Raw genomic sequence first — 14,296 nt, 5'->3', positions numbered from 1 at the left:
GGTGGGGGCATATCGTAAGTAGTACTGGAGGGGGGAAAGGAGCGGGATATCTTCTGTTTTCTTAAATAGAAATACCATGTCGTAAAAAAAGCGATTAATTTTAAGGTTTATAGGAATGGAGGAAAAGTAGTCCGAACTTTTTTATAAATTTGTAGAATTAATTTTAGGAGGATTATGAGTAAGTTTTTTTGGAATGCTTTTTGTATTGCGGCTATTGTCGTATCGTTAATCATATATGCTTGTGCCAACAGGGGTTATCCGGAAGGTGGAATAAAGGATGAAATTCCTCCCAAGGTGATTAAAGAAGAACCTGCCTCTTTTACTGTCGATTTTAAAGCGAAGCGGGTAAGTATTTACTTCGATGAATTTGTACAACTGAAGGAGATCAATAACAAGTTTGTAATGTCTCCCCCTGCCAAAAAGAATCCAAAGGTTAGTTTACGCGGAAAGTATATTGTTGTGGATCTGAGTGCCGACACGCTGAAGCCGAATACTACTTATACATTGGACTTTGCAGATGCCATCGTGGATAATAATGAAGGAAACCCGTTAGGGTATTATCGTTATGTTTTTTCCACGGGTAGTACCATTGATTCTATGGAATTAAGCGGAAAGGTGATCGATGCTCAGACTCAGCTGCCTTTGCTCAATGCCATGGTGTTGTTTTATGAAAACCATGCCGATTCTGCGGCTATATTGGAATTACCCAGTTATTTGGCGCGTACGGATAGTGCCGGAATGTTCCGGGTAACGAATATAAAGGATACCGTGTACCGGGTGTTGGCTATCGAGGATGCCAATCGGGATAATAAATTTACGCCGGAGAATGACCGGGTCGCTTTTGTGGATACATTGGTAAGACCCGTGATGAGCCGGGTGATGAGGTGGGATACGATACGGCCCGATACGACCAAAATAGAAGTAAGGCATTCGAGAAAAGGCGAGCTGAGTGTTAAACCGTTGACCAGGGATACGGTCGTGCAACGGGAATACATATTGTATGGCCCTTCTAATTTGTTTATGAGCATGTTCGAGGAGGAACCTACCCAATTGTATTTGGATAACGAACTTCGGGAGGAACGGGAGCGATTGGAGTTTTTATTTAGTATTCCGGGGGATAATCGGTTAAAAGCTAAATTATTGGGCTTGCATTTGCTGGATGGAGTGGATGAGGATTGGTATATTACGGAACGTTCGGCAGGTAACGATACCTTAAAGTTATGGATAAAGGATTCCTCTGTTTATAAAATCGATTCATTGGTGGTGGAGTTGACCTACATGAGGACGGATTCTTTGCGTCGTATGGCCTGGACAAAAGATACGGTCAAATTGAACTATAAGGATAAGGTATTACCCAAGAAAAAGAAGAAAAAAGACGATGAGGAGGAAGATAAACCGGAGTTGAAATTTATAGAATTTACTTCGAATATAGCTCCGGTCTTCGATTTGAACCGAAATATCGTGTTGGATTTTGATAAGCCGATTCGGCCTTCCGAAATGGATAAAATAAAACTTTTTGAAAAAGTGGATTCGAATTGGGTGGCTATTCCTTTTGAGGTAAGACAGGATAGTTTGAAAATCCGTCGGTTTTATTTGGATCATAAGTGGAAGCCGGAGACGGAATATCAGCTGGCAATCGATTCCATGGCCATGTATAACATGTACGGTTTGTATAACAAAAAATTTGAAAAGACGTTTAAGACAAAAGCAGAAGAGGATTATGGAAAGATCTTTTTGAATGTTACGGGAGTTGAGATGCCTGTCGTTGTACAACTTTATCAAGGAAGCGATAAAGATTTGAAGATATTGCAGGAGAGGCAGGTCTTTAGAGACGGTAGAGTGACGTTCGATTATTTAAACGAGGGAACCTATATGATTCGGGCGATCATGGATAGAAATGGAAATGGAAAATGGGATACCGGAAATTATTTAAAGCGAATTCAGCCTGAGGAGATAAAATATTTCCCCTTGGACTTTAAGATAAAACGGAATTTTGACGTGGAGCAGGAGTTCGATGTAAAGAAGACCTACGTGAGGGAGGACCCGAGCAAGAAGAACAATGAAGATGAAAAAAATAACAAGAGAGGTAGGAACAGATAAATGAAGACAACATTATTGATCGGTGTATTATTCTTTAGTTTGTCTCTTTTTTCACAGGAGAAGGATAAGCCATTGGAAAAACTGACTTATACCGGGTATTATAATTGGGGGTTCGTATGGATTAAGGCCGGTTCTGTCGAGTTTACTCTGACTCCTTCCGATAAGTATCCCAATGCCCAACGACTGTTTGCCGTGGGAAGTTCCAATCCTTCTTGGGATTGGGTTTTCAGATTACGGGATACGTTGGTCTCTTATCACGATAGTCTTACTTTTATGCCCTATGAATTTTCGAGGAAGGCGCATGAAGGAAATTACCATAAAACATTCGATTATGTTTGGAATTATGACAATGATGTTATCTATTCGGAGATAGAACGGATCGGAAAATATGTCCGGAAGGATACGATCCCCTTACAGGAAGGAACCTATGATATGCTTTCCGTGGCTTGGTTAGCCCGTAACTTGGATTTTGCGAAGTATAAAAAAAACGACATGATCCCGATACGTATTTTGATCGATGAAAAAATTTATGAACTTTATGTGCGTTATTTGGGACGGGATAAGGTAAAGACAGGAAAGGGAAAGCGGTCGTGTCATGTTTTTTCTCCTTTGTTGGTGGAAGGAGAAGTATTTAAAGGGGGAGAAAATATGAAAATTTGGGTGAGTGACGATGAGTATCGGGTACCGGTAATGGTAGAGGCGAAGATTTTGGTCGGTTCGGTGAAAGGAATTTTAGATGAAGCGAATAGTGTTTATTGGTAACTGGCGTTTTTAGTTTTGGAAGAATCGGAAATTAACAATTTGACATATGAAGAAATTTATAATTATTCTGGTATCTGTCGTACTTTTTGCAAGTTGTAAAAACGCGATGAAGAACATGTCTCCTGCGGTCTCCGGAAAGGTAAACGAGATCTTGGTGATAGCTGATAAAAACGTTTGGGATGGACAGGTAGGGGATTCCATTCGCGCATGGTTTCAACAGGATCAGGAAGGATTACCGCAAGTAGAACCGCTTTTTGATATGCTGAATTTACCGGAATTGCATTTTGATAAAAATATAAAAGGACATCGTAATATCCTGAAAGTCGAGATTTCTCCTTCTGTTGATTCTGCTTCTATTCAGTATATGAATAGTCCGTGGGCCAAAAGTCAGGTGTATTTTAAGATAAAAGCACCTAATAATAAGGAGTTCATGGAGATATTTGAAGCGAATAAGAGTAGAATGTTAGGCGTATATACGAAGGCGGAAAAGGATCGGCTGGTGTCTATTTACAAGCGGACGGCCGATTCCCGTATATTCAATCTTTTTAAAAAGAAGTACGATATTTTATTGTATTGCCCTACCGGATACTATGTCAATAAGGATACTACCGGATTTGTCTGGATATCCAGTGAGACGACCCGGGATAGTAAGGGAATTTGTTTCTTTACCGAGGAGTATAGAGATCAGAATCAGTTTAACGACCGTGTGATTATCGAAACGGTAAATGAAAAATTGAAGCAATTTATACCCGGCCCCCTGAAAGGTTCTTATATGGCAATTGATACGGATATACGTTATACCGCGGTACAGTACGATTATCAGGGGAATTACGCGATAATGATTCGGGGGTTGTGGACTGTGATAAATGATTTTATGGCAGGGCCTTTCGTGTTAAATGTTGTTTTGGACCAGGAGCATAACCGCATTATCTATCTGATGGGGTACGTATATTATCCTAATGAGAATAAGCGGAATATGGTTAAACAGGTTGAAGCTATTCTGAATACGATGGAGATTAACTACGAAGAACCGAAAAAAGAGAAATAAGCACATGAAATTCTTGATTATGTTGTTAGTGATAGCATCCGTACCGACGGATGCTATTTGCGTAAATATTCGAAACGGGATAGAGCGGTATGAACTCTATCGTGAAACCTTAGAAGGAAAGCGGGTAGGGATCGTGGCCAATCACACTTCCATGGTAAAAGGACAACATAGTGTTGACTTTTTGCGGGATAAAGGGGTTGAATTGGTACGGATCTTTTCGCCGGAACACGGTTTTCGGGGGGAGGCGGAAGCGGGTCGACTGACGGGGGATTATACGGATGCTAAAAGTCATCTGAAGGTTATATCGTTATATGGTAAAAAGAGAAAACCTACCGCAAAAGATCTGCAAGGAGTAGATTTGATGGTATTTGACATTCAGGACGTGGGTGTCCGTTTTTATACTTATATCTCTACGCTTCATTACGTTATGGAGGCTTGTGCCGAGAATGGAATACCTTTGCTAGTAATGGATCGACCGAACCCGAATGCTTTTTACGTGGATGGCCCGGTATTGCAAGAGTCGTATGCTTCTTTCGTGGGTATGCATCCGGTTCCTGTCGTGTACGGGATGACGATAGGGGAGTATGCGCTTATGATTAATGGGGAGGGGTGGTTGAACGGAAAACGAAATTGTCGGTTGACGGTTGTGCCTTGTGAAAATTGGAACCGGGAAGAGGCGGTGGCTCTATCGCAAAAACCTTCTCCGAATTTGCCGGATTCTGTTTCTGTTATCTTGTATCCTTCGATCTGTTTTTTTGAAGGTACGGTTGTGAATGAGGGCAGGGGAACTCTGACCCCTTTTCAGGTTTTCGGGCATCCGGATTTGAAAAACATGTCATATTCTTATATTCCTCGCTCCATAAAAGGAATGAGTGAATCTCCTAAGTGTGAAGGACAATTGTGTTATGGTATGGATTTGAGAAATGAGTATCGTACTATTTGGAAACAAAAAAAGATAAATTTGGCTTGGTTGTTGTTAGCCTACCGGAATTACGAAGGAGAAGAGTCTTTTTTTACGTCGTTTTTTGATAAATTGGCAGGAAACGATTCGCTCCGAAAAGCGATATTATCGGGAGAGAGCGAAGAGGAGATTCGGGATTCTTGGCAGACGGATTTGCAAGCATTCCGTGAGATACGGGTAAAATATTTACTTTATAGATGATTGAAATAGTTGTAAAGGTCATTGTATATTAAGTTAGTGGAAGGTCATGAAAGAGAAAAAGAGAAAGAGTATCGTATGGCGTTTGGTAAAATGGACGGTTATTACCTTGTTTTCTTTGTTGATATTAGTAGGTATCGGAGTAGGAATACTTATTCATTTTATTTTCACTCCGCAAAAATTGACTCCTGTTGTCGAGAGGATTGCTAATGACATGTTAAACGCGAAGGTACATTTCGATTCGATCGAACTTACTTTTTTCTCTACGTTTCCCAATTTTGGTTTGGATGTTCGGCATGGAGAGGTGGTAACGAAGGTTTTTCAAGATAGTGTATCGATTTATGTCTCTACTGATTCGTTGATGAGCTTTCAACGTTGTTTGATGACGGTAGATCCTATGGCTTATCTGTCTCGTAAGGATGTTGTTATAAAAGAGCTATTGATCGAGAAACCCCGGATATACGCTTACGTGAATGAAGAGGGTGTACCCGGTTGGGATGTAATGAAAATAGCGAATACTGATTCTTTACCGGAAGTGACTCCCGATACCTCTTCCGTGAAGACGATAAATTCCATTGATATAAAGAACGTACGTATTAAGGAAGGGGTATTGATATTCGACGATCGGGCGAATCAGCTATACGCGAGGATGGAGAATCTCGGGGTCGGAATAGACGGCGCCTTTGCCCGCCGTAAGTCTCGTCTGGATGTCGAGATACAAATGGAGAACCTTTTGTTCTGGCAACAGGGAGAACTGTTGGTCAAAAACGTTACTTTGGGTCTCAAGAGCGGAATGAGTATTGACAGGGATTCATTGTTGTACACGTTGGATCGGGCTGTTATGGATATCAACGGATTGAAGTTCGGTTTGGGAGGTGAATGCCGGGGAGATTCCGTTACCCGCACGTTAGATGTGGATATGAAATTCGGTATGCAGGTCCCTTCTCTGAAAACGGTACTGGATCTGGTCCCTCCCGCGATCTTAAAGCGGGATAAAAAAGCGGAGGTCGAAGGAAGCGTGTTGTGCAACGGAACGATAAAGGGAATATACGGGAAGGATCGGATTCCTATTATTACGAGCCGTATAAGAATTAATAATGGAGCGGTTCGCTACGAGGGAATGCCTTATGCCTTAGAGAAGTTGGAGTTAGATGTGGAGGGGCAGGTGGATTTGCAACGTCAGCAACCTTCGTATGTCAAATTGAGCCGGCTCTATTTGAAAGGTGCTTCCACTGAAGTGGATTTGAGTGCGGAGATACGGGACTTGATTACGGCGCCCCGGTTGCTGTCGAACATGAATGCCGTGGTTGATTTTACTTCTTTGACTCAGATATTTCCGTTAGAGGAAGGAGTCTCTATGAAAGGAGAATTGAATTCGGTATTGAAGGTGAATATACTGTTATCGGATATAAAATCCGCAAATTACGGAAGAATGGATATTCGGGGAGGATGTCGCTTGAAGGATGTGGTGTTGAAAAGTGAGAGGGATAGTTTTCTGTTCCGTTCGAAATCCATCGGGTTGGGTTTCGGTACGAACATGAAAGACGATACGATATGGCAGGGAAAAAATCTGCTTAACGGTATCTTCGGCTTTGATAGTGTGGACATCAATATGAAAGAGCGGTTGGTGTTTCATATGGATACTTCTTACGTGCACGTGAAAACCTCTCCCTTGCGAGATACGACGGCGGTAGCTTCCATGTCTGCGAACATACGTTTCGGCCGGATCAGACTTACGGTGGATGATACGCTTTCCCTGATGATGGGTAACAGCAAGGCGAAGCTCTCTTTAGGTCCTTCTCCGTCGGATAAAAAGGTGCCTCAGGCAAAGGCGAGTGTGGAGATGGATAGTTTGCGAATTCGGGCGTTAGGCAATCGCTTGAGGATGGAGAAGGCCGGTTTCGATTTGACGAGCGTTATGAATAAAGATGATAAGCGGATTTGGAAGACTTCCGGTATAATCGGTTTTCGAAATTTAGGCGTGTATACGCCCGTGTTTCCGTTACGGATGAGGATGCCCGCTACGAAAATCACTCTGGCTCCCGGTCGTATCGAATTGAATGGAGCCAAATTGAGAATAGGACATTCGGATGTTTTGCTGACAGGAGCCGTCTATAATCTTGCCGATGCTTTTTTGCATAAAGGTGAATTAAAGGCTGAGCTGGCCGTAAGATCAAAAATGATAGACTGCAATCAATTGATGAAAGCGATGGAGGTCGGAGAGGCGAATCGATCTAAAATCTGGGGGATAAACGAGGAAGAGATGAGTGAGGAAGAGTTGGAGGAGTTGGATCTCTCGGCCGACTCTACTTACGTGGCTGATAGTACGATGGCTGTTTTTGTCGTTCCTCCCGGTATCGATTTTAAGTTCGAAACGCGGATCAATAAGGTTTTGTATGGTAAATTGGAGTTGGACAGTATCCATGGAGAGATGATTATGCGCAATCAGTGTATTGAATTGTCCGACCTGAGTTTGCGTTCTATGGCGGCTGATATGAAGACGACGATGTTGTATAAAGCTTCCACTCCGGAACGGGCTTATGCCGGTTTTGATTTGCGGATGGATGATATTCATGTCGCTTCGTTGATTAACTTCATGCCTTCTCTGGATACCTTATTCCCGATGTTGCGATCTTTCGAGGGAATGGTAGATTTTCATATCGCGGCGGAAGCGGATTTGGACTCCACGATGATGATCGATCTGCCTACTTTGCGGGCAGCGGCTTATTTGGATGGAAAAGATTTGGTGTTGTTGGATGGTGAAACTTTTGCCGAAATATCCAAAATGTTGATGTTTAAGAATAAAAATCGGAATATGATCGATAGTGTTTCGGTCGATTTTTTGATTAAGAACGGGGTCATAGAGATATTCCCTTTTATGATAGAGATGGACCGATATAAGGTGGCTGTCGGAGGGGAGCATCATATTGACATGAATTTTAAATATCATGTTTCACTATTGAAATCTCCCATACCTTTCAGGGCGGGGGTCGATATTTCCGGTTCTTTGGAAAAGATGAAGTTCCGGATTACGAAAGCGAAATACAAAGATATTTTTATTCCTTCACGAAGGGCGAAAGTGGACAGTACGCAACTTAACCTGCGTAAACAGATCCGGCAATTGCTACAATCCGTCAAACGGGCGGCTGACGAATAAACAGTTGCTAAGGGAGTCTTTCAATCTTAACAAAGGCTCTGTCGTCGAAGGAATTATTCCCTTTTTTCAGTCCTTTGGTGGACTTGAAGAGATGGTAGCATAGCGGATCGTTTTTCAGGATGTATTCCAGGTATGCTTCCGATTCGGATAAGGAGGGAAAGAGTTTGGGGTAGCCGTCTGTGGCCAAAACCAAGTATGGGGAGTTCGAACCGGTCAAAGAGATGTTTTCCACTTGCGTGGGAGCAATAGGAGAACCGTCCAGAACACCATAAGAATACATGCTGTCGGGGAAATGGTTTTGAAACAGGGTTTGCTCTTTTAAGTATTCGAGAATCTTTTCGCGTCCTATATCTTTAATCAGGAGCTCTTCCGTACTCATGCCTTGTCTGATACAACTTTCTGTTATGAAAGCTCTTAAGTCGGAAAGGATCGTATCGATGATTTTAGTTTTTCTGAAAAAGGCATTATCAATGATGGCCTGACAATCGCCGACAGACCATACTTCGTTATGGTGATCCGAATAGATGATGAGGGAGGCGTTGAGTTTATCTACCGGATGTTTTTCCATGTGGTCCGTCATGCCGACTCCGGCGTAGAAAGAGTGAAATTGCTTATTAATTTCAGAAATAAAAGAAGGGAGTGTGATATCGTTCGGCATGGAGCGAACGACTTTTTCGATCAATTCTCCGGCAATTACGCCTTGGGTTTTAGAGTCGAAATCGATATCGGATTTACTGGTTGCGCCGTCGATCAAGCATGCGAAATGATCGGTGACGACTATTCTGTCTTCACATTTTGAGATATCCCGTGATTTCCCAAGTATAAATTTTTCGATTACTTTAAAACTCATATTCCTTAATCTTTTTAATACAAACGGGGAATCCGTCCAATACGTCGCATTCGACTAAAAGTACAATGTTTTTTTTGCCTTTCGATATTATTTTTTGTGAGTTGACGTGTATCTCGGTAAAATAATTGGCAGCGGCAATTGTGCCGTAGGTATGACATCCCGTGAACAGGCAGAAGGTACTTTTTGAGGCCGGGGAAGAGAACGGATTGATACCCCGGATAACTACCCCGTAGTCTTTGATAACTTTTTGATCTTCTTCTATACCGTTGTATTCCTCTACTCCCTGATCGGTTTTCCAAGAGATCGTATTTTCTGTTTGATAAACGATATCTTTTGCCTCCCGGAACTTATCCAAAAACAGTTTGGAGATCATGTTGTTTTTGGGACCGCCTAAGATAATGATGTCTTTTTCTATTTTCTTTTGAACCTGATCGTCGGAGAAAAGGATATTGTCTATTTTGATGTTATAGGCTTTACTTAAGGATTCGACAGCGTGTCCCAATGCCCTGACTTGTCCGATACCGGTCGCCGGTCTGAGGTATTTTCCCGTGTTCGTTTTGGTGGATGTTGCCGTACAAATAATCAGCTCTTGCGGATGCGAGATCCGCCAGAGTTTTTTAACGGGTCTGACGGTGTTGACCGTACGATATACCCAGGAAGCAAGGCTTCCCAAAAAAACAAATGCAATGCTTGAACCGAAGTTGACCAAAAAATCTTCTATCATTACGCGTCGGTTTTATGATACAAGATCACGTCCTATTCCCCGTGTTTATAAACCATCATAGTAAAATTTTCCGAATTCACTGATAATGGTGAGCTCATTCTTTTCACTGTCGTAGCAACGTCCTACGATTTGTGCGTCGATATGGAAGCTTTGGGAAATAGCGATGATTTCATCCGCGATCTCTTCATTTACATATATTTCCATCCGGTGACCCATGTTGAATACCTTGTACATCTCCTCCCATGGCGTGCCGGATTGTTCCTGTATCAATTTGAATAGAGGCGGAACGGGGAAAAGATGATCTTTTACGATATGCATTTTTTCGACAAAGTTCATCACTTTGGTCTGGGCTCCGCCGGAACAATGCACCATGCCGTGTATCTCTTTCCGGTATTTATCCAATACCTGCTTTATGACCGGAATATAAGTCCGCGTTGGGGATAATACCAGTTTTCCGGCATCTATTCCTAACTCTGCTATTTTATCCGTTAGTTTGCATTTTCCGGCGTATACCAACTCCTCGGGAACGGCATTGTCATAACTTTCCGGGTACTTGACGGCCAGGTATTTGGCAAAAACATCGTGTCGGGCGGAAGTAAGTCCGTTAGACCCCATGCCGCCATTGTACTCGCTTTCGTAAGTCGCTTGGCCGTAAGAGGAGAGGCCTATAATGACATCTCCGGCTTTTATCCGGTCATTCGAAACAACATCTTTCCTCTTCATCCGGCAGGTAACCGTGGAATCCACGATGATAGTCCGTACGAGATCTCCCACATCGGCGGTCTCTCCTCCCGTGGAGTAAATATTTACTCCTAATTTTCGATACTCTTCGATTAATTCTTCCGTTCCGTTGATGATAGCGGCGATGACTTCACCGGGGATCCGGTTTTTATTTCTTCCGATGGTAGAGGATAACAAGATATTGTCCACGGCTCCAACGCAGAGAAGATCATCAATATTCATGATTAAAGCATCCTGCGCGATACCTTTCCATACCGAAATATCTCCGGTCTCCTTCCAATAGAGGTAAGCCAAAGAGGATTTCGTACCGGCTCCGTCCGCATGCATGATGTTGCAATAGCTTTTTAAACCGCCTAAATAGTCGGGGACAATTTTACAGAATGCCTTTGGAAATAGGCCTTTATCCAAGTTTTTGATAGCATTATGAACATCTTCCTTAGAAGCTGAAACTCCCCTCTTATTGTATCTTTCGTCTTTTCTCATAACGGACAGAATCGATAATTTATGATGTTAATGATATTATTATCAGGAAATTAATTCTCCTTACTTGCACGTGCGTACAATCTTTTTGTCTTTTGCAAAGTTAGGATAATTTTCAATAATAATCGAAACTATGTTTAGAATTTACTCGATGGATACTTCCGGGAATTGCTCTTAATTTAAGGCTCTTCGTTCCAATAATTCCGTAAAATGGTCTTTATATGAATCCGATACGGGAATATAGAGTTTACCGAAAACGATCCGATTGCGTTCGATTGTTTTGATCTTGTTTATATTGACGATATAAGAGCGATGTACCCGGATAAAAGTATCGGAGGGAAGATATTCTTCGATTGTTTTCATGCTCATCAGGGTAAGAATACCTTTTTCCGAATCGTCGGTTTGTATTTTAATGTAGTCTTTCACTCCCTCGATGTACAAAATGTGTTGTACTTCTATTTGGATGAGTTTATAGTCGCTTTTTACAAATATGCTTTCCGGATTTTTGCGGGGTACGGAGCCTCGAGTCATTTCATACCAGTGCAATGCTTTCGTGGCGGCTTTTAAAAACTCGGCATAATTGAAAGGTTTTAACAGGTAATCCAACGCGTCGACCTTGAAGCCTTCTATGGCATATTGCTCGAAGGCGGTAGTGAAAATGACTTTTGTTTTATTTCCGATAATACGGGAGAGTTCCAGGCCGTTCAAGTCGGGCATCTGTATATCCAAAAAGGCTACTTCTATCGATTCTTTCTCCAGTAAAGAGATGACATCCAAAGCATTATCGTATCGTCCGACAAGGTGCAGGAAAGGGGTTCTCCGGACATAACTTTCCAACAGATCCAAAGCTAAAGGTTCATCGTCTACGATAATACAATTTAATGTCATATCAGTTGAATATTAGAAGTTAATAATGAGTCGGGCCATGAAACGGTCGTCTGCCCTTTCGATTTTTAAAATGTATTTTCCCGGATAGAGTAGTTGCAAACGTCGTTGTAAATTTTGGATTCCGATTCCGGAACCGCTTCTGTCTTCGTCATTTTTAGGAAAATAACTGTTTTCCACGATGCAGCTTACTCTTTGTGACTCCTGCAATTCCATTCGTATACGGATAAAAGAATCTTGAGTATTGCTTATCCCGTGTTTGAAGGCATTCTCGATCAATGTGATAAAAAGTAACGGGGCAATCATGACGCCTTTCCCCTCTTCCGGTATGTTTACTTCCAGTCGGGTGTGTTTGGGGAGGCGCAGGCTCATCAGTTCGATATAGCTTTTCATGAATATGAATTCCCGGTCTATGGAGACGAGATTTTGGTTGTTATCATACAACACGTGACGTAACAATCGGCTCAGATCGTGAACCGCGAGCTGGGCCCGTTCCGGGTCGATGGCAATCAACGAGTAGATGTTATTAAGCGTATTGAATAAAAAATGAGGATTTAATTGACTCTTCAGGTTTTTTAATTCCGCTTCTGCCTTTGCTTTTTCCAACTCTCTTTTTTCACCCTCCGTTTTATACCAGTTACTGGTCATTTTGATGGCCATGCTTAGGGCAACCGTGAGCCCCATTAATAGCATGTCCCGACTTAAAAAGAGGAAACGGGGTGGTTTGGGGAGTACTTTTCGTAAGGCTACCACTTCTTCCGGTTCGGGAGGGCTGATGTAGGTACGATAAAACTCTTGCCAAAAATGTAAAAGTAGTCCGAGTAGTATGATAACTAACAGGTTGATCACGATAAAACGGAAAATCTTTTTAGGGAAAAGAATATTATCGATAAAGTAGAAATAGTTGGTATAGAAAACGATCATGCAGGATAGCGGTAAAAGAAAATATCCTAAATACCATCTTAACGTGACGATGAACTGATGATCGTTTCTGGTAAAGAATAAGGGAAAAGCGAAGAAGATTCCCCAGCCGATCACGTGAATGGCTGCTAATAAATGCTTCCGATTACCGATTTTCTGCATATCGTCTTTATTGAACATAAGCAAAGCTACTGATTTTACGCTATATGTTTTGCTATTTACGGTTAAAAACTTTCGTTTTGCCCTTATTATTCGTATCGGATGGCATCTATGGGATCCAAGTTAGAAGCTTTCTCTGCCGGATACCATCCGAAAAATATTCCGGTGGCCGTACAAACCAAAAAGGATAAGACGACCGAATAGATTTGAATGTAAACGGGCCATCCGATAACGTATTTAATGACCATGGAAGAGCCGATACCAAGGATGACACCGATAATTCCTCCGGTAACGCTAATGATAACTGCTTCTATGAGGAATTGGAAAAGGATATGTCGTCCTTTGGCCCCTATGGACATCCGGAGACCGATCTCCCGCGTGCGTTCGGTAACGGAGACGTACATGATATTCATAATGCCGATACCTCCCACTAACAGGGATATTCCCGCGATACAGGCCAGAAGTACGGTCATTAAATCGGTCGTCGTGCTAAGCATGGAGCTGAGTTCTTCCTGTGAACGGACATGAAAATCCTCCTCTTCTCCGGCAGGAATCTTGTGATTTTGACGGAGAACTGCCGAGATCTCTTCTATGGCTTCTTCCGAGTCTTCTTCCGTAAGTGCGGAGGCGAATATACCGTGTATGTATGTAATGGCCAACAGTCGTTTTTGAATGGTGGTATAGGGGGCTATAATCATGTCGTCCTGGTCTTGTCCCATGGAGTTATAACCTTTGGGTGTCAATACTCCGATGATCCTGAACGGTGTTTTATTGAAACGGATGGTCTTGCCTAACGGGTCTTCTCCTTTCGTGAAAAGATTATTGACGACCGTTTTTCCTACGATACATACTTTTGCCGAGGTTTTAATGTCATGGTCGGTAAACATCTCTCCTTCACCGATAGAAAATTTCCGGATATCTAAATAGTCCTGGTTGACCCCGTATATGGTTGTCGGTGCATTGTTCGCACCGTAGATAACTTGTCCGCCGGTATTGACCGTAGGAGTACATTTGTTGATGAGATCGACGTCTCTTACGATGCTTTGATAGTCTTCCAGCTTTAAGGTTTGCATATCGCTGGCACTTTGGCGTACACCTCCGAATTTTCCGTTACCCGGATGAATCATGATCATGTTGGAGCCCATTTCGGATATTTGGGCGCGGATACTGCGTTTGGAACCTTGGCCGATGGCCAGCATGGAGATCACCGAGGCAACCCCGATGATGATTCCCAACATGGTTAAGAATCCTCTGAATTTGTTGTTATTCAGAGCTCGGAGGGCAATTTGTATCAGATTACCGTAATTCAT

At 42.4% G+C, this 14,296-nt stretch carries 11 protein-coding genes; 5 read left to right on the top strand and 6 right to left on the bottom strand.

The annotated features are described in order from the left end of the window. Window positions 1-174 precede the first annotated feature (174 nt). From DMB45_RS10965 to DMB45_RS10945, 5 genes are read left to right on the top strand one after another with little or no spacing between them, the layout of a single operon-like run. On the top strand, window positions 175-2,100 hold the full coding sequence (locus tag DMB45_RS10965) for an Ig-like domain-containing protein (RefSeq protein ID WP_041504140.1): 1,926 nt from the start codon (window positions 175-177) through the stop codon (window positions 2,098-2,100). Then, window positions 2,101-2,862: a DUF3108 domain-containing protein gene (locus DMB45_RS10960; protein ID WP_041504141.1), complete on the top strand. Its 762-nt coding sequence runs from the start codon at window positions 2,101-2,103 to the stop codon at window positions 2,860-2,862. A gap of 46 nt (window positions 2,863-2,908) precedes the next feature. After that, entirely contained in the window at window positions 2,909-3,910 is a 1,002-nt protein-coding gene (locus tag DMB45_RS10955; RefSeq protein ID WP_110688768.1) for a DUF4837 family protein, read from the top strand. Between the two features lie 19 nt (window positions 3,911-3,929). After that, window positions 3,930-5,072, top strand: coding sequence for an exo-beta-N-acetylmuramidase NamZ family protein (locus DMB45_RS10950; RefSeq protein ID WP_236684967.1), 1,143 nt, complete (start codon window positions 3,930-3,932; stop codon window positions 5,070-5,072). A gap of 46 nt (window positions 5,073-5,118) precedes the next feature. Further along, window positions 5,119-8,226, top strand: a complete 3,108-nt coding sequence (locus tag DMB45_RS10945; RefSeq protein ID WP_041505073.1) for an AsmA family protein — start codon at window positions 5,119-5,121, stop codon at window positions 8,224-8,226. Window positions 8,227-8,233: 7 nt separating this feature from the next. On the opposite strand, the gene DMB45_RS10940 is transcribed toward DMB45_RS10945, so the two are convergent. The 6 genes from DMB45_RS10940 to DMB45_RS10915 form a co-directional block, all read right to left on the bottom strand. Continuing rightward, entirely contained in the window at window positions 8,234-9,076 is an 843-nt protein-coding gene (locus DMB45_RS10940) for a hypothetical protein (protein WP_052634775.1), read from the bottom strand. After that, window positions 9,066-9,800: a hypothetical protein gene (locus DMB45_RS10935; RefSeq protein ID WP_041504145.1), complete on the bottom strand. Its 735-nt coding sequence runs from the start codon at window positions 9,798-9,800 to the stop codon at window positions 9,066-9,068. The genes DMB45_RS10940 and DMB45_RS10935 overlap by 11 nt, the downstream gene beginning before the upstream one ends. A gap of 45 nt (window positions 9,801-9,845) precedes the next feature. Continuing rightward, on the bottom strand, window positions 9,846-11,024 hold the full coding sequence (locus tag DMB45_RS10930; RefSeq protein ID WP_041504146.1) for an AIR synthase related protein: 1,179 nt from the start codon (window positions 11,022-11,024) through the stop codon (window positions 9,846-9,848). 171 nt (window positions 11,025-11,195) lie between these two features. Continuing rightward, window positions 11,196-11,909, bottom strand: a complete 714-nt coding sequence (locus tag DMB45_RS10925) for a LytR/AlgR family response regulator transcription factor (RefSeq protein ID WP_041504147.1) — start codon at window positions 11,907-11,909, stop codon at window positions 11,196-11,198. A 12-nt stretch (window positions 11,910-11,921) separates the two neighbouring features. Next, complete coding sequence (locus DMB45_RS10920) at window positions 11,922-13,007, bottom strand: sensor histidine kinase (RefSeq protein ID WP_235375099.1); 1,086 nt, start codon at window positions 13,005-13,007, stop codon at window positions 11,922-11,924. A 68-nt stretch (window positions 13,008-13,075) separates the two neighbouring features. Further along, window positions 13,076-14,296: an ABC transporter permease gene (locus tag DMB45_RS10915; RefSeq protein WP_041504148.1), complete on the bottom strand. Its 1,221-nt coding sequence runs from the start codon at window positions 14,294-14,296 to the stop codon at window positions 13,076-13,078.

It is taken from the genome of Sanguibacteroides justesenii (assembly GCF_003204205.1).
Classification (GTDB): domain Bacteria; phylum Bacteroidota; class Bacteroidia; order Bacteroidales; family Marinifilaceae; genus Gabonibacter; species Gabonibacter massiliensis.
Note: the sequence above shows the minus strand (reverse complement) of the source record. Positions and strands in the feature narration are given on the sequence as shown.